The sequence below is a fragment of the Planococcus sp. 11815 genome (genome assembly GCF_051096385.1).
Classification (GTDB): Bacteria; Bacillota; Bacilli; order Bacillales_A; family Planococcaceae; genus Planococcus; species Planococcus citreus.
The window spans coordinates 2,710,283-2,731,308 of record NZ_CP096991.1 but is presented as its reverse complement, the minus strand read 5'-3'; the positions used below and the strand labels follow the sequence as shown (position 1 = coordinate 2,731,308).

The following is a 21,026-nucleotide window of genomic DNA, read 5'->3' as shown; positions in this document are numbered from 1 at the left end:
CACCGGACGGAGGTAACACCGATGGAAGAGCTATATGCCGAATATAACCGCTATATCTATCATTTATGCCTGAAACTTACCCGCAACAAAGCCGAAGCAGAAGACTTGATGCAGGAAGTATGGCTGAAAGTAGTACGCTATGAATCATCAATCGCCGAAGTCGACCACGCCAAAGCTTGGTTGACGACCATTTGCATGAATACATTCCGTGACCGCTACCGCAAAAACGTGCGCCGTAGCAAACACATCGCCAACCAGCCGGAAGGACTCGACGTCTCTCTTCTGGATTTGATCCCAACTGATGAGACTGGGACAGCTGAATTATTGGAAAAACAAGATGTCTCTGTCATGATCCGCCACAAGATTTCGGAACTGGATACGATTTACCGGACGACGATCGTTTACTTTTACGTCCATCAATATTCACTCGTTGAAATCGCAGAGACGATGAAAGTATCGATCGGTACGGTGAAATCCCGCCTGCACCGAGGCAAACAGCGCTTGAAAGACATGCTTATGGAAGATGTAAGAACCCGCGAATATGTAGTAATTGCTTAATATTGCCGAAATCCCAGCTGAAGAGTGGCTGGGGTTTTTATATGGAAAATAATAACTGATATTTTTCTGTGGCCCTTCCGCTTATAATGAAGCAAAGGGGCGGGAACTTAATGAAAAAAATCAAGAATTACAGCAAGCGTCGACGCATTATCATGGGTGTCGTGGGAGTGCTTGCTGCGCTGTACATAATTGTCATCATTTGGCATACGTTTAAACCCTTGCCGGAAGGCGTGTCATTCGCAGGCGAGCTGCACAGTGCCGAGCAAGTGGAGATGATTTATGACCTCAGTTTTGCGCAGGATAAAAACGGCATGGGCTTGCAACATGAAATGAGGATTTTTGATGAAATTAACGGTTTGATCAATCGGGCGGACGAATTTTTAGTCCTCGATTTTTTCTTATTCGATAATTTCAATGACCAGGACGAAGAGTTTCCTGCCATTGCGGAACGTTTGGCCGATCACTTGATAGCAAAAAAGCAGGAAAATCCGGATTTTCAAATTTATTTTATTTCGGACCCGTTGAACACGGGTTATGGGTCGTACGACAGCCTCCTTCTTTCTGCACTTGAAGCGGAAGGGATAGAAGTCATCCTAACAGACCTTGACAAATTGCGCGATTCGATGCCTTTATATTCAGGGCTGTACCGGGTGATTTTCCAGTGGTTCGATAACGACGGAAAAGGCTGGATAAAAAATGGGATGTCGAGCGATGCTCCCGATATGACACTCTCGTCCTATATGAAGTTGATGAATGTTAAGGCGAATCATCGCAAAACCATCATTTCTGAAAAAGAGGCGATTGTCAGCTCCGCCAATCCGCATAACGTAAGTGGCTTCCACGGCAATATGGCTTTTCGGGTGAGCGGGCCTGTACTAGACGATATGCTCGAAGCTGAAGAAGCGGTATCCCACATGTCTGGAGGCCCCGATTTCCCGCGGGCACAGGCGCCTGAACAGCAGGGAGAGTACGGTGTTCAATACGTCACCGAACGCCAAGTGCAAAAAGCTTTGCTGGAGCATATCAATGATACCGAGCCGGGCGACAGCATCCGCATGGCCATGTTTTATTTGTCCGAAAGCGATATTATGGACAGCTTGGTCGAGGCTACCAACCGGGGAGTGGATGTCCGGCTCGTGCTGGACCCCAATGCGAACGCATTCGGAAACGAAAAGACCGGGTTGCCTAACCGCCCCGCGGTCCACGAAATGCGCGCCGCAACCGATGATGAAATGCAAGTGCGCTGGTACAACGCTGTGATCGGGCAATTCCATACAAAAGCGACAATGATCAAGAAACAGGAAGAAACGGTCATTGTCAGCGGAGCAGCCAATCTGACAGAAAGGGCCTTAAGGGATTATAACCTGGAAGCGGATATCCTGATCAAAGCGCCGACCGACAGCGAACTGGTCGGGGATCTCAACACTTATTTCGACCGGCTTTGGGACAATGAAGATGCTCTTTATACGCTGGATGTAGAAGAATATCAAGACGACTTCACCTTCTGGCAGCGCGGCATCTATAACTTCCAAAAACTCTTCAAGCTGACGACTTATTGAAAATAAATAAGTAAGTAATATGAGAAACAGAGTAAGTATGAATAGCTTGTGCTATTCGACTGCGTTCCATGGGCACGCTTTCCGGAGGGCTCGCATTGAGCCGCTTCGTCGCTGCGCTCCTGCAGGGTCTCAATTGTCTCGCTGATCCTCCCGGAGTCGGCCCCTTCCACTCCGTCTCTATTTTAGAGCGAAAAATCATTTCTTCGGTCCACTCAGAAGAAGTTGTGAAAAAGCACTACACTCTGTAACTTGCTTCATTCAGATAGAAGGAAATGATGTCACGATTCTCCACTCACATAATAAAAAACCTTCTATTCAATAATCTGCTTGCCAGTCGCTAGATTCAGGGAAGCGATTCCCCCGCTAGCCGGCAACTACCTAAAGAAGCAGATCTATTTAAACGCACCGGAATCAATGAAATCTTCAAGCCGGCCAGCGCCAAGGGTGAGCCGATGCAATAAGACAGGCGTTTTTCCTGGCTTATTGCAAGAGGCCAACCCAAAGCCGGGCGGCGATTAATAAGCTGAAGCAAAATAAAGGTTAGGAACGAGTCCACAATCAAACTCTAATATCTCAGTCGAAACTAGACCAGGGAAGCGATTTCCACACTAACCGGCAACTCGTACAGAAGCAGATCTGATTAAACGCACCCCCATCAATGAAGTCTTCAAGCCGGCCAGCGCCAAGGGTGAGCCGAAGCAGTAAGTGAAAGCTGCATCCAATCATCATATAAAACGGCTTGCTCAACTTTCGCTACGCTCAAGCATCACAGATGAATTGGCTCAACTTCCTTTCGCCAATTCATTACTGCCAGAGGCCAACCCAAAGCAGGGCGGCGACTAGTGAGCTGAAGCAAAATGGAGGTTGGGAACGATTCCACAAACAAACTCTAATATCTCAGTCGAAACTAGACCAGGGAAGCGATTTCCCCACTAGCCGGCAACTACCTAAAGAAGCAGATCTATTTAAACGCACCGGAATCAATGAAATCTTCATGCCGGCCAGCGTAAAAGGGTGAGCCGATGCTGTAAGACAGGTGTTATTCCTGGCTTGCGGCAAGAGGCCAACCCAAAGCCAGGCGGCGACTAGCGATTTGAAGCAAAAATAGAATTTAGGAACGATTCCACACACAAAATTCCGCATCAAAAAACCGCTGCACACGAAATTTCACGTGTGCAGCGGTTTTTAAATTTATTCTTCGTTCTGCTTGCCGGCTTCGATCCATTCCTCGACGTTCCAGACTTTCGTGGCAAGGCCGTCGTAGAAATCCGGTTCGTGGCTGACGAGGACGATTGTGCCTTTATAGGCTTGCATCGCGCGCTTCAGTTCGGCTTTCGCATCGATGTCCAAGTGGTTCGTCGGTTCATCAAAGATCAGCCAATTGCTTTCTTCAAGCATCAATTTGCACAAGCGCACTTTCGCTTGCTCGCCGCCGCTCAATTGGTTCATCGGGCGGCCGATGTGTTCGCTCTTCAATCCGGTGCGGGCAAGGGCGCCGCGCACTTGGCCCTGGTCCATTGAAGGATAGGCATCCCAGATCTCGTCAATCGGGCGATGCGTCGGTGCTTTGACTTCCTGTTCGAAATAACTAGGCGTCAAGTATTCCCCGCGGATGACGTCCCCATCAAGCGGCTTGATCTTGCCGAGCATCGTCTTGAGCAAAGTCGATTTCCCGACACCGTTCATGCCGACGAGCGCGATTTTTTCGCCACGTTCGATCATGAACGACAAAGGCGGCAACAAGGGCTTGTCGTAGCCGATGCGGAGCGCTTCCGCTTCGACAACGTAGCGGCTTGGGCTGCGTGTTTCCTTAAAGGCGAATTGCGGTTTGGCCGCCATTTCCGGTTTTTCGATGCGGTCCATGCGGTCCAATTGCTTCTGGCGTGATTTCGCGCGTCCGGTAGTCGAAGCGCGCGCTTTGTTTTTTGCGATGAAGGTCTCGGTTTTCTTGATCATGTCTTCTTGTTTTTCATAAGCTTCGAGATGCTGCTTTTTCGCCAATTCCGCAAGCTCGATGAACTTTTCGTAAGAGGCGGTGTAGCGGTTCAGGCGGGAGAATTCCAAGTGGAAAATAACCCCAGTTACTGAACTCATGAATTCCGTATCATGCGAGATGAGCAGGAAAGCATGCGGATAGTTTTTCAAGTAATTGACGAGCCACTGGATATGTTCTTCATCCAGATAGTTGGTCGGCTCATCCAGCAATAGCACTTTCGGTTTTTCCAGCAATAGTTTGGCTAATAAAAGCTTGGTCCGCTGTCCGCCTGAAAGCGATTCGACGCTGCGCTCAAGCCCGATAGCATCGAGTCCGAGCCCGCGTGCGATTTCTTCCACTTTGACGTCCAAAGTATAGAAATCGCCGGCATCGAGTGCGTCCTGCACTTCCGCCATCTGCTCAAGCAAAGTTTCGAGCTGTTCTGGATCGGCGTCGCCCATTTTCATGGCGATGTCGTTCAATTCTTTTTCTTTTTCATAAAGCGGCAAGAAGGCATCCTGCAAAGTTTGGCGGATGGTGCGTCCAGGCGCCAGCTGTGTGTGCTGGTCCAAATAGCCGTAATGTGTCTTCGGTTGCCATTCGACTTTGCCTTCGTCATGGATTTGCTTGCCCGTCAAAATATTCATCAGTGTCGATTTCCCGACGCCATTCGCCCCGACAAGCCCGACATGTTCCCCTTCGACTAAACGAAAAGAAATGTCATTGAATAAAGTACGGTCACCGAATGTGTGGCTCAGGTTTTCTACTGTCAATAAACTCATGTATATGTTCCTCCACTTTCCATAAAAAAAACCGCGGTTAAAGTTCCGCGAGTTTTTTGTTTAATTCCGCAAGACGCTGTTCCATTTTTTCAAGCCGTTCTTCGGCTTTATCGACCATTTTATGGTGGCCGGTCGTTTCCAGTTTTTCAATATCACCCTGTTGGCGTACGTAATCGCTCTTCAGTTCGGCGATGGCGTATTCGATTTCCTGCTTGTTCAACAAAATCACCCTAGTTTTTCTCTGTATTGTACCACAAATAGAGAAAATTTAAATCGATACGCTCGGCTTCTCGCTTTCATTGCGCACTATAACTCCTTTATAATAACAAAAAATGAAAAAGGAAGTGAGATGCCATCGACAGTTTATTGTTTGATCTCATGTTAATTATTTTCCTCGGCGTTCTGTCGCAATGGATCGCCTGGCGTCTCCGCCTTCCAGCGATTGTGTTGATGTCGATTGCGGGGTTATTGATCGGCCCGATTTTCGCCGTGATTTCCCCGGAAGAGAGTTTCGGGGAATTATTCCGGCCGCTTGTGTCGCTAGCTGTTGCCATCATCCTGTTTGAAGGCAGCTTGAACTTGAATTTCAAGGAGATCCGCGGATTCAATAAGCCGGTGTGGCGGATCGTTACATTCGGCGCTTTGCTTGCCTGGGCAGGCGGGACCTTGGCTGCGCATTATGTAGCCGGCCTTTCGTGGGCAGTTTCGTTCGTCATCGGCGGCTTGTTCATCGTGACCGGCCCGACTGTCATCATGCCGTTGCTTCGCCAAGCCAAGCTGAAATCCCGGCCGGCAGCCTTATTGAAATGGGAAGGCATCATCGTCGACCCATTCGGTGCATTACTGGCTTTGTTTGCGTTCCAATTCGTGTTATTTGCAGAAGGGGATGTAACGGCTGCAGCATTCGGCCTATTCTTCCTGGCATCGCTGTTTGCGACGGTAATCGGCGCAGGGGCAGGGCTTGGGATGGGCTGGATGTTCGAGCGCGGCCAAATCCCGGAATTCCTTAAATCGCCGATGGTGTTCGGCGTCGTGCTGTTGACATTTGTCATCTCGGATATCGTGATGCACGAAACCGGCTTGCTAGCGGTTACGGCGATGGGGATGGTCATGGCGAATATGAACATCACCTCGATCAATGACATGCGCCATTTCAAAGAGACAATGTCCATTCTCTTGATTTCCAGCGTGTTCTTGATGCTGACGGCTTCTCTCAGCATGGATGTGCTGTTCGAAATCTTCAATTGGTCCATCATTTCATTTGTGTTGGTCATGTTATTTATCGTCCGGCCGCTATCCATCTGGCTGGCGACCATCGGTACCGACTTGAGCTGGCAGGAAAAAGCCCTGGTCGGGTGGATCGCCCCACGGGGCATCGTCGCGTTGACTGTCTCGGGGTATTTTGCCAGTGTCTTATTGGATGCCGGATTTGAAGATGCGGAACTTTTGACCGCGCTGACCTTTGCGCTCGTATTCTCCACGGTAGTTGCGCATGGATTTTCCATCACCTGGGTCGGCCGCAAATTGGGTTTGGCTTCAGCGGAAGATCCAGGGATCATCATCATCGGGGCCACCAGGTTCACGACTGCGATGGCGAAAGCCCTGTATGATATGGAGAAGAATGTGCTGCTCGTCGATGATTCCTGGGGCCGCCTGCAAAAAGCGCGCCAAATCGGCATCAAGACTTATGTCGGAAACATCCTTTCCGAGCATACGGAATACGAAGTGGATTTGACGCCTTACGAGAAAATGCTCGTCGCTTCGGAGACGGATTCGTTTAACGCGCTTGTCGTCAATAACTTCGTGCCGGAAATGGGGCGCATCAATTTGTATCAGACGGCGCTTCACCAAGGGGACCCTGCCGATTTCCACGCTTCATTGAGCGGGCGAATCCTTTTCACCGAAGACTGGAACATTCACGTGCTTGATGAGAAGGAAGAGCAAGGCTACGCCATCCGTTCCACAAAATTGACGGAGCGTTTCACTTATGAGGAATTCAATAAGAGATGGTCAGCCAATACGATTCCGTTATTCATTGAAACGGCACAAGGAAACATTGAGTTCTTCACTTCCGATAAAGTGCTGGAGCCGAAGCAAGGCGATACCATCATCAGCTTCACTGGGCCGGAGCGAGATTCCGACCGCATTCAGGAACGTTTGGAAACAAAACGCATCAAAAAGGATTCTCAGACTAAAGAATGAAATCTTTCATTATAAGCCCTATCTGTACGCAAGAAGAATGCGTCTTTGCTATGATAAACAATAGCTGCAGCATGCACTGCACCAGATCAATCAATAGGAAAAGGCAGTGGATTTCCGCTGCCCGCTTACACGTAGTCAAGGAGGATTCAGGATCATGAAGATTTTATTAGTGGATGGAACGATACTGGGGCGCAAGACCGGCGCTGTATTGGAACAGGTCAAAGTCTATCTCGAGCGAGCGAATCCGGAGATGGAACTGAGCATTTTGAGCATGAGCGAATATGAGCATCAATTCGTAGATGGGCGCCCGAACGCGGAATACAACGACAGTATGCGTGAAATGGTGCGGCGTTTTGAAGAAGCGGACGGTTATATCATCGCTTCGCCGATTTTCCAAGGTTCGATTCCAGGCGTCTTGAAAAATGCATTCGATATGCTGCACCCCCGGACGATGCGCTACAAACCGGTATCGATCGTCGCTAACGGCGGTACGTATCAGCATCATTTGGTTATCGAGAATCAGCTGAAACCGATTCTTGATTATTTCCGCTGCCTCGTGACGCCGAACTACGTCTATACACATACGAGCCATTTCGATGATACGAATGCCATCATCAATGACGATGTCCATGACCGCCTGCGCGAACTTGCACGTGTGTTTGCGCAATATGCAGAAATGAGCACCCATCTTTCAAAAGATACAATCGATATCGACGACCATTAAAAAAACCTCCCTCGGGAGGTTTTTTTTCGGCCTGAATACCAAACTTAATTGAAAAAGGCATAAGGCCGATCAAATGCGCATCCTCCCCAAGAACGGGGAGAAGATGCTATACTAGACGCTGTAGAAAAGGGGTTTTAGCTTATGAAATCAGTAGTTCTTGCAGAAAAGCCATCCGTTGCACGTGATATTGCGCGAGTGCTCGGATGCTCCCAAAAGGGAAACGGCTTTCTAGAAGGCAAACAATATATCGTCACGTGGGCACTTGGCCATTTGGTGACGCATGCACAACCGGAACAATACAATAACGACTTGAAAGAATGGAAGATGGAAAGCCTGCCGATTCTTCCGGAGCCGTTCAAATTGGTCCCGATCAAACAGACCATGAAGCAATACAATGCAGTCAAAGCGCAATTGAACCGCAGCGATGTGAAAGAAGTCATCATCGCGACCGATGCAGGGCGTGAAGGGGAGCTGGTCGCCCGCTGGATTTTGGAACAAGCGAAAGTCAACAAGCCGGTGAAGCGGCTATGGATTTCATCTGTCACCGATAAAGCGATCAAAGACGGCTTCCAAAACCTGAAGGACGGCAAAGCTTATGAAAGCTTATTCCAGGCGGCGGTCGCCCGTGCGGAAGCCGACTGGGTGGTGGGCATCAATGCGACGCGTGCACTGACCGTGAAGCATAATGCCCAATTGTCGACAGGCCGCGTGCAGACGCCGACACTGGCGATGATTGCGCAGCGCGAACAAGACATCCGCAACTTCCAGCCGAAACCTTATTACGGCCTTCAGGCAATCAGCGACAATGCATCGTTCACCTGGACGGACGGGAAATCGACGCAGAGTTTCGATAAAGAGCGGATCGACCGTTTATTCGGCAAGCTCGATACAGCGAATAAAGGCACGGTGACGGACGTGAAAATCACGCCAAAAAAACAACCGGCGCCGCCACTATTCGATTTGACCGAATTGCAAAAAGAAGCGTATAAACGCTATAGCTGGTCCGCCAAAGAAACGCTCAATACTTTGCAGAACCTTTATGAACGCTATAAAATCGTCACGTATCCGCGTACGGACTCGAAGCATTTGACGAGCGATATGAAAGACACGTTAAAAGAGCATATCAAAGCGGTACAGGTCGGGGAATACCGTTCGCTTGCGAACACGGCATTGAAAAGTGCAGGCGTTCCGCAAAAAGGCGTCATCGACGATGCAAAAGTGTCGGATCACCACGCCATCATCCCGACTGAAGAAACACCGATGCTCCACGAGCTCAGCGACAAGGAATACAAATTGTACGATATGATCGTCCGCCGCTTCCTGGCCGTCTTCCTGCCACAGCATGAATACGACCGGACGACCGTTACGCTAGATGTCTCAGGTGAAAGCTTCCAGGCAAAAGGCAATACGATCCGCAACGATGGCTGGAAGCGTGTCTATAGCGACGCCGACGAGGAAGGCGAGTCGACTTTGCCGCCATTCGAACAAGGACAGGCCGTGGAATTGAAAGGCATCACCTTGACCGAAGGCAAAACCAAGCCGCCTGCATTCTTCAATGAAGGAACTTTGCTTGGGGCGATGGAAAACCCGGCCCAGTTCATGGCGGGGGAATCGAAAGCGCTGATCCAGACGCTCGGTGAAACCGGCGGCCTCGGAACTGTCGCCACGCGTGCCGACATTATCGACAAATTATTCAATAGCTTCCTGATCGAGAAAAAAGGCAAGGACTTGACGATTACGTCGAAAGGGCGCCAGCTATTGGAACTCGTCCCAGAAGACTTGAAATCACCGAAATTGACGGCGGATTGGGAAACGCAATTGACGAAAATCGCCAAAGGCCAGTTGAAGAAAGAGCAGTTCATGGAAGAAATGGTCGCCTTTTCGAAAAAGTCGGTAGCTGAGATCAAATCCAGCGACAAGAAATTCAAACACGATAACATCACCGGCAAAATGTGCCCGGACTGCGGCAAGCCGCTTCTTGAAGTGAATGGCAAACGCGGCAAGATGCACGTATGCCAAGACCGCGAATGCGGCTTCAAGAAAAACGTCTCGATGCAGACGAATGCCCGCTGCCCGAATTGCCATAAACGAATGGACATGGTCGGAGATGGCGACAATAAAATGTTCGTCTGCAAATGCGGACACCGTGAAAAATTATCAGCATTTGAAAAACGCAAAAAAGCAGGACAATCGAAAGCAAACAAGAAAGATGTTAACAAGTATTTGAAGAAACAAGACGAGCCGCCGCAAAACACGGCAATGGCGGATGCCTTGAAGAAACTGCTCGAGCAAAACGACTGACAGGAGGGGGCAAGGTGGCGAAAAAAGCAGCAAAAACCAACGCCGCACGCATATTGGACCGTGAAAAAATCGATTATGAGCCGCTTCAGTACAGCACCGATGACGGGAAAATCGATGGGGTATCGGTTGCGGCGAAAATCCGAGCACCTGTAGAGACTGTCTATAAGACACTCGTGGCAGCGGGGTCCTCCAAGGATCATTACGTATTTCTCGTGCCGGTCGCCGAAGAGCTGGATTTAAAACTGGCCGCAAAAGCCTGCGGCGAAAAGAAAATCGAGATGGTGCCGGTCAAAGAGATTTTGCCGCTCACGGGTTACGTGCGCGGAGGCTGTTCCCCGTTCGGCATGAAAAAGCCGTTCAGGACATTCGTCGCCGAACAAGCCTCCCAGTTGAATGAAATTATCGTTTCTGCCGGAAAAGTCGGGGCACAGTTGAAACTGGCACCGGAAGACTTGCTGAAAGCAACACGAGGTGAGTTTGCGGAATTGACGGTGAAGCCGTAAGTGTTTCCTGTTCGCTGCTCCGGCGTATAGGATTCAGAAGAAAGAAGGATAAAGAATGAAAGTATCTATGTATTACCGATGGCTGTTTTTCCTGTTCGGCATGATGTTGCTGGGCCTCGGAATCTCCATGACCATCAAAGGCTATCGTCTCGGCATCGGGCCGTGGGATGTTTTGCATGTCGGCTTGTACGAGAATTTCGGCCTGACAATCGGCACGTGGTCAATCATTGCGGGATTTACACTGATCAGCACTACGTCTCTCGTGCGCCGAAGATGGCCCCAGTTCGGGACGTGGCTAAATATGCTGCTGATCGGTTTGTTTATCGATTTATTCAATTTCCTTCTCCCGGATATCCATTCGCTAATCGGGCAAATCCTGATTTTTATAGCGGGGATTTTTGTGATGGGCTATGGTGTCGGCATGTACGTCTCACCCAAAATGGGAGCTGGCCCACGAGATGACTTGATGCTGATCTTGGTTCAGAAAACAGGGTTCAGCGTCAGCACCATCCGGACAGCGATTGAAGTGATTGTTGCGCTTCTGGGTTGGATGCTCGGAGGACCTGTGGGAATCGGTACCGTGGTGAGTGCACTATTGATCGGCAGGATTGTACAGAAATCACTCGTGCAATGTGAATCTTTATTGAAATGGCTCATTTTAAAGCATCAAAAAGACGTTCCACCGGTGTTGAAAATATAAAGTTGAAAGGCCTGGCGGATGCTAGGTCTTTTTTATATATGGTTCTGATGAACCCAGAAAAAACCTGGCAGTTGAACTAGACAATAGCATATGTTATAAATAAAACCAAGTAACATTATTGGTTTAGTTTAAAATAACATCCAAGAGAGCGAGAGTGCCGATATGGGAAGAGAATTTGTTGAGATATTTGATGAATGGGTGCACACATATGATGACTCGGTAAGTGGGCATGACCCGGAATATAAAGCAGTTTTCGAAAATTACCAGGAGATTCTATCGGCGGTCGCGAAGAAATCTAAGGAGCCAGTTGTGGAATTTGGCGTCGGCACAGGCAATTTGACTTCAGCACTTCTCCAAGAAGGGCATACCGTAACTGGCATCGAGCCGAATGGCGCCATGAGAAACGTAGCCGCACAAAAATTTCCTGAGCTCGATATAATGGATGGCGACTTTTTGGTATTTGATTTGCCTCAAAAGCCGAACAGCTTCGTCAGCAGTTATGCCTTCCATCATCTGACGGATGAAGAAAAAGCTCAGGCAATTCAGCAATATGCCGAGCTATTGCCTTTGGGCGGGAAAATCGTTTTCGCCGATACCGTATTCGAATCAGCTGAGGCCAAACTCGGGCGCATCGTTTACGAAGAAGGGGAAGGCCATGCGAATCTTGTCGAAGACTTGAAGCGCGAACATTATACAACTGTGCCTGTATTGGAAATGATTTTTCAGGAACATGGATTTGACGTTATATTTACACGCTTAAATGACTATGTATTTTTGATCGATGCGACTAAACGATGAGAGGGAGATTCCAATGAAAAAAATGAATGTAGAAAGCTTTAACCTAGACCATACAAAAGTAGCGGCACCTTATGTCCGCCTAGCTGGTGAAAAAACAGGATCAAACGGAGATACCATCAAAAAATACGATATCCGTTTCAAGCAGCCGAACAAAGAACATATGGATATGCCGGGGCTTCACTCACTTGAGCACATGATGGCGGAGCATAGCCGCAACCATTCGGACCAAATTATCGACATCGGGCCAATGGGCTGCCAAACGGGCTTTTACTTGTCAGTCATTAACCACGATGACTACGAAGACATTTTACGCATTCTCGAAGCGACTTTGACGGATGTCATTGCGGCAGACGAGGTACCAGCATGCAACGAAGTGCAATGCGGTTGGGCAGCAAGCCATAGCTTAGAAGGCGCACATGAACTAGCTAAAGAAATGCTGGCGAAAAAAGACGAGTGGCGCCAAGTATTCAAAGAAGAAACTGCATAAGGGGAATCAGCATGGAATACGCAACAGAGATTCAGCAATTGATCGGCCGTACGCCGGTCCTGGAGTTGACACATAGCACGATTCCGAACGGTTGCCGGATATTCGCCAAGTTGGAATTTTTCAACCCGGGTGGCAGCGTCAAAGACCGACTCGGTGTAGCGTTGATTGCTGACGCGGAGAAACACGGAGAGCTCAAAGCGGGCGGCACGATTGTAGAGCCGACTGCCGGCAACACGGGCATCGGACTCGCGATTGCGGCAATCGGCAAAGGTTATCGCCTGAAGCTGGTCGTTCCGCAAAAGTTCAGCATGGAAAAACAAACGCTCATGCGTGCATTAGGTGCTGAAGTGATCAATACGCCGACCGCCGATGGCATCAAAGGCGCCATCAAAAAAGCGACTGAAATAGCTGAGCAAGAAGGCGCGTTCATGCCGGCGCAATTCGCAAACGCCGCCAATCCGGACACCTATGTCCAGACGCTTGGCCCTGAACTTTGGGAGCAGATGGACGGCAAGATCGACATCTTTGTCGCTGGTGCAGGATCCGGCGGTACGTTTATGGGCACGTCGCGTTTTCTGAAAGCACAAAACCCGAAAATCAAAACGGTGATCGTGGAACCGGAAGGATCGATTTTAAATGGCGGCGAGTCCGGCCCGCACAAAACTGAGGGCATCGGCATGGAATTGCTTCCGCCGTTTATGGATACGGAGTATTTCGGTACCATCCACACCATTACTGATAAAGCCGCGTTCGCCGCAGTAGCTGAACTTGCCCAAAGCGAAGGGTTGCTCGTCGGCAGTTCATCGGGTGCAGCGTTTGTAGCAGCGCTAAAAGAAGCAGAAAATGCCCCATTTGGCAGCTCCATCGCGACAGTCTTTGCCGATTCGAGCGAGCGTTACTTGAGTCAGGACATTTACGGGGCTCTTTTTAAGGAGGAACAACAATGAAACCGAAAACAAGATTGATCCATGGCGGCATCTTCGGAGACGAAGCGACAGGCGCCGTATCCACACCGATCTACCAAGTGAGTACCTATAAACAAGAAGCAGTCGGGAAGTTCAAGGGCTATGAATATTCACGCACCGGCAACCCAACGCGCCATGCACTTGAAGAACTCATTGCAGATGTCGAATACGGCCACGCCGGTTTTGCGTTCGGCTCGGGAATGGCGGCTATTTCTTCTGTCATGATGCTGTTTTCAGCAGGCGACCACGTCATCTTGACGGATGATGTGTACGGCGGAACTTATCGCGTGATGAACAAAGTGCTGAACCGCTTCGGGCTCGAATTTACATTCGTCGATACGGGTGATTTGGAGCAAGTGAAAGCTGCCGTACAGGAAAATACGAAAGCGATCTTTATTGAAACACCGACCAATCCGTTGTTGAAAGTGACGGATATCGGAGCAGTCGCGACGTTCGCCAAAGGGAGCGGGCTGTTGACGATTGTCGACAATACATTCATGACGCCTTATTTCCAAAACCCAATCTCGCTTGGGGCGGATATCGTCTTGCATAGCGCAACGAAATACATCGGCGGTCATAGCGATGTCGTCGCAGGTCTTGTCGTAGTTAATACGGCGCAACTGGCTGAAGAATTGCATTTCGTCCAAAATTCTGTTGGCGCCATTCTTGGGCCGCAAGATTCGTGGCTGTTGATGCGCGGACTGAAAACGCTCGGCATCCGCATGGAAGAGACCAATACCAACGCCCAGCAAATTGCGGAGTTTTTGGATGGGCACGAGGCGGTTGAAGCGGTCATTTATCCTGGGCTCGATAACCATTCAGGCAAAGCCTTGATGGAAAAACAAGCACGGGGCTTCGGTGGGATGATTTCGTTTGACGTCGGCAGCAAAGAAAAAGCGGATGACTTGTTGGCCAAACTGAAATACTTCACCTTGGCGGAAAGCCTGGGTGCGGTGGAAAGTCTGATCTCCGTTCCGGCGCAGATGACGCATGCCTCGATTCCTGAAGACCGCCGTGCAGAACTCGGCATCACAGAAGGCTTGGTGCGTATTTCGGTTGGAATTGAAGATGTGGAAGATTTAATAGAAGACTTGCAGCAAGCATTAGCATAGATTTTTAAAAGAAAGCGGGCAGATGCCCGCTTTTTTTAATGGAATTCTATAGATTTTAATAAAACTAAAAGACTGCCAAATCAGAATATTAATATAATTTACCTAGTGAATGCGCAACGTAGGTGTAACCAATATCCTGTATTTCGGGTAACGAAATAAATAGTTTACCCTATTCAGCAAGACCGAAATAAGTGGTAATCTTTAGAAAGAAAAAATATTCTGATATTTCTGGAAGGAGATACATATTCATGAAAAAAAGCAAATGGTTCCCGATTCTATCAGCGAGCGCACTGGCGCTTTCGCTTTATTCTCCAGCAGCAAGTGCTGCACCGGTTGAGGAGCTGCCGTCACTCGGCGCTTGGGATGAAGATCGCTACGGCGAACGCATCGATATCGACCAAGAATTAAACCGGTTAACGAATGATGAATCGTTCCAAAAAGAAGCAGAGCAGCGCATCAAAGACCAAGCTGGAGCATTGAACGATGAAACAGCCGACGGTGGTGAAAATGCTGCAGCAAGCGAACATTTCACATATGACGGCGGCACAAAGCAGTTCCTAAATCGCAATTTAAAATTTAAAGACTTCACGCTCCGCAGCGTCGGCGATAATGTAGAAATTTGGGTCGCCAATGATTTAGCTTACGGGCCAAACAACCCGAAACCCGCTGACATCGTCACGCAAGCGCAAGTGGATAAATTGAAAGATGAATTCGATAGCAACATCTATCCTGTCGCGACCGACTTCTTCGGAACACCGGATTCGCTGGATGGCTCGAATTCCCCGCTTCCTGGCATGGTTGGCCTTCCGGAAGGGTATTACGAAGGTTCGGATAAAGTGATCATGCTTGTCGATAACGTCCAGGACGAAGGCTGGAACAATCCATCTTATCCGTTCTTCGTAGCCGGCTTCTTCTGGCAGACGCTTGAAAACTATACGGACCGCAATATCATCACGATCGATACGAATTCATGGGAAACGCGTTTGGAAAGCACGTTCTTTGGCACAACGATCCACGAGCTTCAGCATTTGATCCAAGCGGACAATGACGGTGCAGAAGAAACATGGCTCAACGAAGGGATGTCAACATTCTCTGAGTTCCTTGGCGGCTATGGCCACGGCGAAGGATCGATCAACTTCTATTTGGACCACCCGGAAAACTCGCTCGTCAACTGGGATGAGCACGGAACAGCGGCAACAGGACCTGAAACGATTGCAGACTATGGCCAGGTCTACTTGTTCACGCTTTATATGTACGATAAGTTCGGCCAGGAGTTCATCCGTGAACTGGCGACAGACGGCGCGACTCAAGGCATGGCAAGCGTAGATAAAGTACTCGAAGACTACGGCACTAACAAAACATTCACTGAGCTCTACCAGGACTTCATGACGGCATTGACGCTCGATGACAGTTCAATCAGCCCTGATTATAATTTCGACAGCATTGATTTGCGCGAACTGCCAGTCGGTGACGGCGTCCGCGGCAAAACAGTGGATTTCGAGAAAGCGAAAACTTTTGAAAAAGAAGGCGTTCCGGCATGGGGCGGCGACTTTAAGGAATTCGACTTGGACCGCACAGTGCGCGGCATGAAGTTCGACGGCGTGGACTTCCTGCCATTGCAATGGGAAACGGTCGCCAATCCGCTTGACGCTTCTGAGCAAGTGCTTCATGCGAACAATGGCGACGAAGCAGACCAAGCCTTGATCTTCGGGGCAACAGTACCAGCTGAAAACCCGACATTGAGCTTTGAGCATTATTACAATATCGAAGAGCAATGGGATTTCGCGACAGTTCAAGTGTCTACGGATAACGGCGAAACGTGGAAATCACTCGGCAACGAAAACACACGCGACGATGTAGTGGAAGAAGGCTACCCGACAATCAAGGAGAATTTGCCAGGCTTCACAGGCGAGAAAACAAATTGGTCTACTGAAACATTCGATTTGGCTGAATACGCAGGACAAGACGTATTGGTCTCGTTCCGCAACTTGACGGACTGGGGTTCCAACGAAGCAGGCTGGTTCGTGAAAAACATCGAACTAGGCAGCTTCACGGCAGATGGAACGTCGACAGAGCCATTCCAGTCGCTTGGCCAGTTGAAAGGCGAGTATGTCGACTTCACAACGACATTCATTCAAACGAAGAAAAATGGCAAGCAGCGCGTCTTCAATGTCGATCCGTACAATGTAACGGAAAAAGAAGCACTCGACTTGCAGCAAGTGCTGCGTGAAGGCAATTTGAAAATGATCACTTCTTATGCAGCAGCGCCAGACCAGAAAGAAGCAAAAGAATTTACGTACGAAGTACTGTACAAAGAAGATAAAAGCAAAGGTAAAGGAAAAGGCAATAACAAAAAATAAGTGATGATGAGAGCGGGCAGTTGCCCGCTCTTTTTTTGCTGTGTTTTTTACAGCTAGATCCATCGTTACAGCAAAGAGCGAAGTAAATACTTGAATATATAGTACAGCGGGTGTACTATAAAAAGAAATAAGTACAGGGGGTATACTAATGTCTCAGGAACTATTCACGGCGTACTCGAAATTCAGTGAAGCCATTTTGGAAGTAAATGCATATGTAGCAGATATATTCGCTAATCATGAAGAGTTAAAAGCCTATTCTCCGCAACAATTGCAGACTTTGCGGATCATCAAAAAAAATCCAGCCATTTCCCAAAGTGAGATCGCGGATATCCAGGGAGTCTTTAAAACAGCCATTTCCAACCGGATCAAGAAATTGGAGCAAGATAGCTTGATTGCCATATTGACTAATCAGGATTTACGTAAAAAAGCCATTTCAATTACTCAAAAAGGAACGGAACTATTGGTGATTAGCGAGACAGTCATCTTTGAAAATCTGAATGATTTGCTGGCTGAACGCTTTACAGGCGATGAAATCATAAAGTTCACTAGCCAATTGGATGAAATCGTCAATTGTTTGAAAATGGAAAAGGATGGCGAAAAACAATGATTCATGAACTGAAAACGGTTTTCTCGAAAAAAATGCTGATTATTTCTTTAATCGCTGTCATGTTTTTACCGGTTATCTACAGCGCTTCGTTCTTGACCTCTATGTGGGATCCATACGGAAAAACGGAGGATCTTCCAATTGCGGTCGTCAATGAAGACCAAGAAGTTGAATTAGAAGGGGAAAGCATTCAAATCGGTGAGGAGATTGTGGCCGAGCTTAAAGGCAATGATGATTTTGAATGGCATTTCGTCGAAAGTGACGAAGCACATGCAGGCGTGGTAAAAGGGGATTATTATGCTTCCATTACTTTGCCCGCAGATTTTTCGAGTAATGCCTCCTCACTTTTGACTGACGAGCCGAAGGAAATGGCTTTGGATGTGGAAACCAATCCAGGCTATAGTTATTCTGGTAAATCGATTGCGGACCAAAGCATCTTGGCCGTGGAAACGGCAGTAGCTTCCGAAGTTCGGGAATTATACACCGAAAAAGTATTTGAAACGGTAAACGACATGAATGACGGCTATAAAGAAGCCTCATCCGGTGCAGGGGAGTTAGCGGACGGGGCGGAGCAGCTGGCAGAATCGGCAGGGCAATTGGGGACTGGCATGGAAGCCCTTGCCGGCCAATCGCCTTCACCGCTGGCTGCAGAGCTTGAAAAACTAATCGAAGGAAACAAGCAGATCAGCCAAGGCATCGATGAATTAGGCAGTGGATCAGCGAGTTTGAGCGATGAGTTGTCCGCAGCGTCGGAAGAAATTTCAGCGTATGCGTTTGAAACGGCAAATGCCAAGCTCATCAGCGAACCCGTGGAGGTAAATAAAGAGACCGTAACTGAAGTCGAAAACTATGGCCAGAGCTTTGCGCCTTATATTATTGCGCTCAGCTTGTTTGTCGGGGCAATCGCTTTTTCGACCATTTATCCTTTCCGGACACGCGACCGTGAATCGACGACACTGCTTATTTGGTGGGGCAGTAAACTATCGGTCATATTGGCACAGGGAACGTTCCAAGCGGCTTTATTAGCTGTGTTCATATTGAAAGTTTTGGATATCCCTGTGGAAAATCTAGGGTCTTTCCTGTTGATTCTCTTTGTCATTTCGAATACGTGGATGTTCATCTTGTCTGTTTTGGTTGCTGCATTCGATAAAGTGGGAAACTTCCTGGGAATCTTGCTGTTGGTTTTGCAGCTTGGTGCCAGTGAAGGAACCTTTCCGATCCAATTGACGAATGGCTTTTTCCAAGCTGTCCACCCATATTCCCCCATGACGTATGCAATCAAAGCATTGAGAGAGTCGATTTTCGGCTTTGAAGGAAATGTTCCGTTCGAACAAGCATTATGGATTCTTGTGGCTATTTTATTGGCGATGATTTTGCTCTTAGGGGCCGTCTATTATTTCCGCTTCCAGAAAGAACGGAAAACAGCATCTGAATTAGCAAAAAGAGGAGCGGCCGTCTGAGGCCCGCTTTTTCTTTTGGAAAAAATCCCGGTGTGATAAGATGGAGTCAGAATTTGTTTTTTGAAAGGAAGAGGACTGTGTCGAAAAAATTAGATGCGTTTTTGGAAGAAAACTTAACGGAATTGAAAGAACAAGGCCTATATAATGAGATCGATCCGGTAGAAGGGCCGAACGGAGCGATTATTAAAATCGGCGGCAAGGACCTGATCAACTTATCATCAAACAACTATTTGGGGCTTGCAACAGATGAAGACTTGAAAAAAGTAGCGATTCAAGCGATCGAAAAATACGGAGTCGGCGCTGGCGCTGTCCGTACCATCAACGGGACACTCGACTTGCACGTGGAATTAGAAGAAAAATTGGCTCAGTTCAAAGGGACAGAAGCAGCGATTTCATTCCAATCCGGCTTCAACTGCAATATGGCGGCGATTTCTGCGGTCATGGACAAAAACGATGCAATCCTGTCCGATCAATTGAACCATGCATCGATCATCGACGGCTGCCGCTTATCGAAAGCGAAAATCATCGCGTTCAAACACTCTGATATGGAAGACCTTCGCCAGAAAGCGAAAGAAGCGACTGAATCCGGCCAGTACAATAAAGTCATGGTCATCACAGACGGCGTCTTCTCCATGGACGGCGACATCGCGAAGCTTCCGGAAATCGTGGAAATCGCAAAAGAGTTTGACTTGATCACGTACGTTGACGACGCGCACGGTTCAGGCGTCACAGGTAAAGGGAAAGGCACTGTGAAGCATTTCGGCTTGGAAAAAGAAGTCGACATGCAGATGGGGACACTCTCGAAAGCAGTCGGAGTTGTCGGCGGCTATGTAGCCGGCAAGAAGCAATTGATCGACTGGCTGCGCGTGCGCTCACGCCCGTTCTTGTTCTCGACAGCGGTAACGCCAGGGGACGTCGCAGCGACGACGGCCGCCGTCCAAAAAATCATCGATTCAACAGAACTTCACGATAAGCTATGGGACAACGGCGATTATTTGAAGAAAGGCTTGAAAGAGCTTGGCTTTGATATCGGCGATTCTGCCACGCCAATTACGCCATGCATCATCGGTGACGAGAAATTGACCCAGCAGTTCTCGAAACGCTTGTTCGAAGAAGGCGTCTACGCGAAATCGATCGTCTTCCCGACGGTTCCACGCGGCACTGGCCGTGTGCGCAACATGCCAACAGCGGCTCATACGAAAGAAATGCTCGACGAAGCGATCGAGATCTACGCAAAAGTCGGCAAAGAACTGAATGTCATCAAGTAATACCACACCCGCACAGCTCATTCGAGTTGTGCGGGTTTTTTGAGCGTGAATAGTAAGAATTAGTTGGGTAGATTTCGCTCCAAGGGGACGCTTTCCGGAGGGCTCGCATTGATCCGCTTCGATCGCTGCGCAAAACCCCGCCTGCTCAACTCTCACTACGTTCGTGCTTCGCAAACGAATACGCTCAATATCTTTCGCGGATTCGCTTGCAGGGTCTCAATTGTCTCGCTAATCCTCCCGGAGTCGCCCCTTTCCGCTCCATCTCTAGTTTTAGAAAGGAAATGAAATTCATCACACGTTGAAGTAAGCACAAACAGCTTTGGAAAGCTTCATAATTACAAGAAGAATAGTCAGTGAAGCATCTTTATTACTATCAAGTTCAACTAAGCGTCTCCACCAACGGATGCATCCAATCAACAGCGATACTTTCTCGCACACAACACCCATTGAAATCTAAAAGCCGAACCGCGTCCAAGGGCGAGCCGGAGCAATGAGACAAGCGTTCTTCTTGGCTCATTGCGGGAGGCCAGCCCAAAGCGGGAGGCGGCTGGCACAGGGCGAAACATACATCGGAATATCCACTACGCTCACAAATCCAATTAAGCTACACCCAGTGGATGAAACGGGTAAAGCTTGTGGCCCGATTTCTAAGGCAAGAAAAAATCCCC

The 21,026-nt window shown here is 48.5% G+C and carries 17 protein-coding genes; 15 read left to right on the top strand and 2 right to left on the bottom strand.

The features are described 5' to 3' along the window. The first annotated feature begins 21 nt into the window (after nt 1-21). Both M1Q06_RS13715 and M1Q06_RS13710 read left to right on the top strand, forming a co-directional pair. Nucleotides 22-558, top strand: a complete 537-nt coding sequence (locus M1Q06_RS13715) for an RNA polymerase sigma factor (protein WP_121298480.1) — start codon at nt 22-24, stop codon at nt 556-558. 110 nt (nt 559-668) lie between these two features. Further along, the gene (locus M1Q06_RS13710; RefSeq protein ID WP_434400055.1) at nt 669-2,117 is read left to right on the top strand and encodes a phospholipase D family protein; all 1,449 of its coding nucleotides are present in this window, start codon (nt 669-671) and stop codon (nt 2,115-2,117) included. Nucleotides 2,118-3,308: 1,191 nt separating this feature from the next. On the opposite strand, the gene M1Q06_RS13705 is transcribed toward M1Q06_RS13710, so the two are convergent. Both M1Q06_RS13705 and M1Q06_RS13700 read right to left on the bottom strand, forming a co-directional pair. Beyond that, entirely contained in the window at nt 3,309-4,874 is a 1,566-nt protein-coding gene (locus M1Q06_RS13705) for an ABC-F family ATP-binding cassette domain-containing protein (RefSeq protein WP_434400053.1), read from the bottom strand. 37 nt (nt 4,875-4,911) lie between these two features. Next, the gene (locus tag M1Q06_RS13700; RefSeq protein ID WP_112231896.1) at nt 4,912-5,094 is read right to left on the bottom strand and encodes an SE1832 family protein; all 183 of its coding nucleotides are present in this window, start codon (nt 5,092-5,094) and stop codon (nt 4,912-4,914) included. A 158-nt stretch (nt 5,095-5,252) separates the two neighbouring features. Here M1Q06_RS13700 and M1Q06_RS13695 point away from each other — a divergent pair, with 158 nt between their 5' ends. The 13 genes from M1Q06_RS13695 to M1Q06_RS13635 all read left to right on the top strand — a co-directional run bounded on the left by M1Q06_RS13695 (nt 5,253) and on the right by M1Q06_RS13635 (nt 20,358). Continuing rightward, on the top strand, nt 5,253-7,076 hold the full coding sequence (locus M1Q06_RS13695) for a cation:proton antiporter (RefSeq protein WP_434400051.1): 1,824 nt from the start codon (nt 5,253-5,255) through the stop codon (nt 7,074-7,076). Between the two features lie 154 nt (nt 7,077-7,230). After that, a complete protein-coding gene (locus M1Q06_RS13690) occupies nt 7,231-7,800 on the top strand; it encodes an NADPH-dependent FMN reductase (RefSeq protein WP_121298474.1) in 570 nt (189 codons plus the stop codon). A gap of 141 nt (nt 7,801-7,941) precedes the next feature. Continuing rightward, nucleotides 7,942-10,101 (top strand): DNA topoisomerase III, encoded by a 2,160-nt coding sequence (locus M1Q06_RS13685; protein WP_434400048.1) that lies wholly within the window; start codon nt 7,942-7,944, stop codon nt 10,099-10,101. A gap of 14 nt (nt 10,102-10,115) precedes the next feature. Continuing rightward, nucleotides 10,116-10,604, top strand: a complete 489-nt coding sequence (ybaK, locus tag M1Q06_RS13680; protein ID WP_434400046.1) for a Cys-tRNA(Pro) deacylase — start codon at nt 10,116-10,118, stop codon at nt 10,602-10,604. Nucleotides 10,605-10,659: 55 nt separating this feature from the next. Beyond that, the gene (locus tag M1Q06_RS13675; RefSeq protein WP_101191385.1) at nt 10,660-11,304 is read left to right on the top strand and encodes a YczE/YyaS/YitT family protein; all 645 of its coding nucleotides are present in this window, start codon (nt 10,660-10,662) and stop codon (nt 11,302-11,304) included. A gap of 162 nt (nt 11,305-11,466) precedes the next feature. After that, nucleotides 11,467-12,102, top strand: coding sequence for a class I SAM-dependent methyltransferase (locus tag M1Q06_RS13670; RefSeq protein ID WP_434400043.1), 636 nt, complete (start codon nt 11,467-11,469; stop codon nt 12,100-12,102). Nucleotides 12,103-12,115: 13 nt separating this feature from the next. Next, nucleotides 12,116-12,589 (top strand): S-ribosylhomocysteine lyase, encoded by a 474-nt coding sequence (locus M1Q06_RS13665; protein ID WP_058382886.1) that lies wholly within the window; start codon nt 12,116-12,118, stop codon nt 12,587-12,589. Between the two features lie 11 nt (nt 12,590-12,600). Then, complete coding sequence (locus M1Q06_RS13660; RefSeq protein ID WP_404334752.1) at nt 12,601-13,536, top strand: PLP-dependent cysteine synthase family protein; 936 nt, start codon at nt 12,601-12,603, stop codon at nt 13,534-13,536. Beyond that, nucleotides 13,533-14,666, top strand: coding sequence for a bifunctional cystathionine gamma-lyase/homocysteine desulfhydrase (locus tag M1Q06_RS13655; protein WP_434400041.1), 1,134 nt, complete (start codon nt 13,533-13,535; stop codon nt 14,664-14,666). Before M1Q06_RS13660 ends, M1Q06_RS13655 begins: the two co-directional genes overlap by 4 nt. Before the next feature lie 248 nt (nt 14,667-14,914). Continuing rightward, complete coding sequence (locus M1Q06_RS13650) at nt 14,915-17,026, top strand: peptidase M6 (RefSeq protein WP_434400039.1); 2,112 nt, start codon at nt 14,915-14,917, stop codon at nt 17,024-17,026. Nucleotides 17,027-17,174: 148 nt separating this feature from the next. Further along, a complete protein-coding gene (locus M1Q06_RS13645) occupies nt 17,175-17,633 on the top strand; it encodes a MarR family winged helix-turn-helix transcriptional regulator (protein WP_434400037.1) in 459 nt (152 codons plus the stop codon). After that, entirely contained in the window at nt 17,630-19,090 is a 1,461-nt protein-coding gene (locus M1Q06_RS13640) for a YhgE/Pip family protein (protein ID WP_434400035.1), read from the top strand. The genes M1Q06_RS13645 and M1Q06_RS13640 overlap by 4 nt, the downstream gene beginning before the upstream one ends. A 77-nt stretch (nt 19,091-19,167) precedes the next feature. Further along, nucleotides 19,168-20,358 carry a glycine C-acetyltransferase gene (locus tag M1Q06_RS13635; RefSeq protein ID WP_434400033.1) on the top strand — a complete coding sequence of 397 codons (1,191 nt, stop codon included), beginning with the start codon at nt 19,168-19,170 and terminating at the stop codon, nt 20,356-20,358. The last annotated feature ends 668 nt before the right edge of the window (nt 20,359-21,026 follow it).

Coding starts and splice junctions, on each gene's coding strand:
- M1Q06_RS13710 (WP_434400055.1), top strand. CDS start 669: ATGAAAAAAATCAAGAATTACAGCAAGCGTCGACGCATTATCATGGGT.
- M1Q06_RS13715 (WP_121298480.1), top strand. CDS start 22: ATGGAAGAGCTATATGCCGAATATAACCGCTATATCTATCATTTATGC.
- M1Q06_RS13675 (WP_101191385.1), top strand. CDS start 10,660: ATGAAAGTATCTATGTATTACCGATGGCTGTTTTTCCTGTTCGGCATG.
- M1Q06_RS13705 (WP_434400053.1), bottom strand. CDS start 4,874: ATGAGTTTATTGACAGTAGAAAACCTGAGCCACACATTCGGTGACCGT.
- M1Q06_RS13685 (WP_434400048.1), top strand. CDS start 7,942: ATGAAATCAGTAGTTCTTGCAGAAAAGCCATCCGTTGCACGTGATATT.
- M1Q06_RS13690 (WP_121298474.1), top strand. CDS start 7,231: ATGAAGATTTTATTAGTGGATGGAACGATACTGGGGCGCAAGACCGGC.
- M1Q06_RS13665 (WP_058382886.1), top strand. CDS start 12,116: ATGAAAAAAATGAATGTAGAAAGCTTTAACCTAGACCATACAAAAGTA.
- M1Q06_RS13695 (WP_434400051.1), top strand. CDS start 5,253: ATGTTAATTATTTTCCTCGGCGTTCTGTCGCAATGGATCGCCTGGCGT.
- M1Q06_RS13645 (WP_434400037.1), top strand. CDS start 17,175: ATGTCTCAGGAACTATTCACGGCGTACTCGAAATTCAGTGAAGCCATT.
- M1Q06_RS13640 (WP_434400035.1), top strand. CDS start 17,630: ATGATTCATGAACTGAAAACGGTTTTCTCGAAAAAAATGCTGATTATT.
- M1Q06_RS13670 (WP_434400043.1), top strand. CDS start 11,467: ATGGGAAGAGAATTTGTTGAGATATTTGATGAATGGGTGCACACATAT.
- M1Q06_RS13655 (WP_434400041.1), top strand. CDS start 13,533: ATGAAACCGAAAACAAGATTGATCCATGGCGGCATCTTCGGAGACGAA.
- M1Q06_RS13650 (WP_434400039.1), top strand. CDS start 14,915: ATGAAAAAAAGCAAATGGTTCCCGATTCTATCAGCGAGCGCACTGGCG.
- M1Q06_RS13660 (WP_404334752.1), top strand. CDS start 12,601: ATGGAATACGCAACAGAGATTCAGCAATTGATCGGCCGTACGCCGGTC.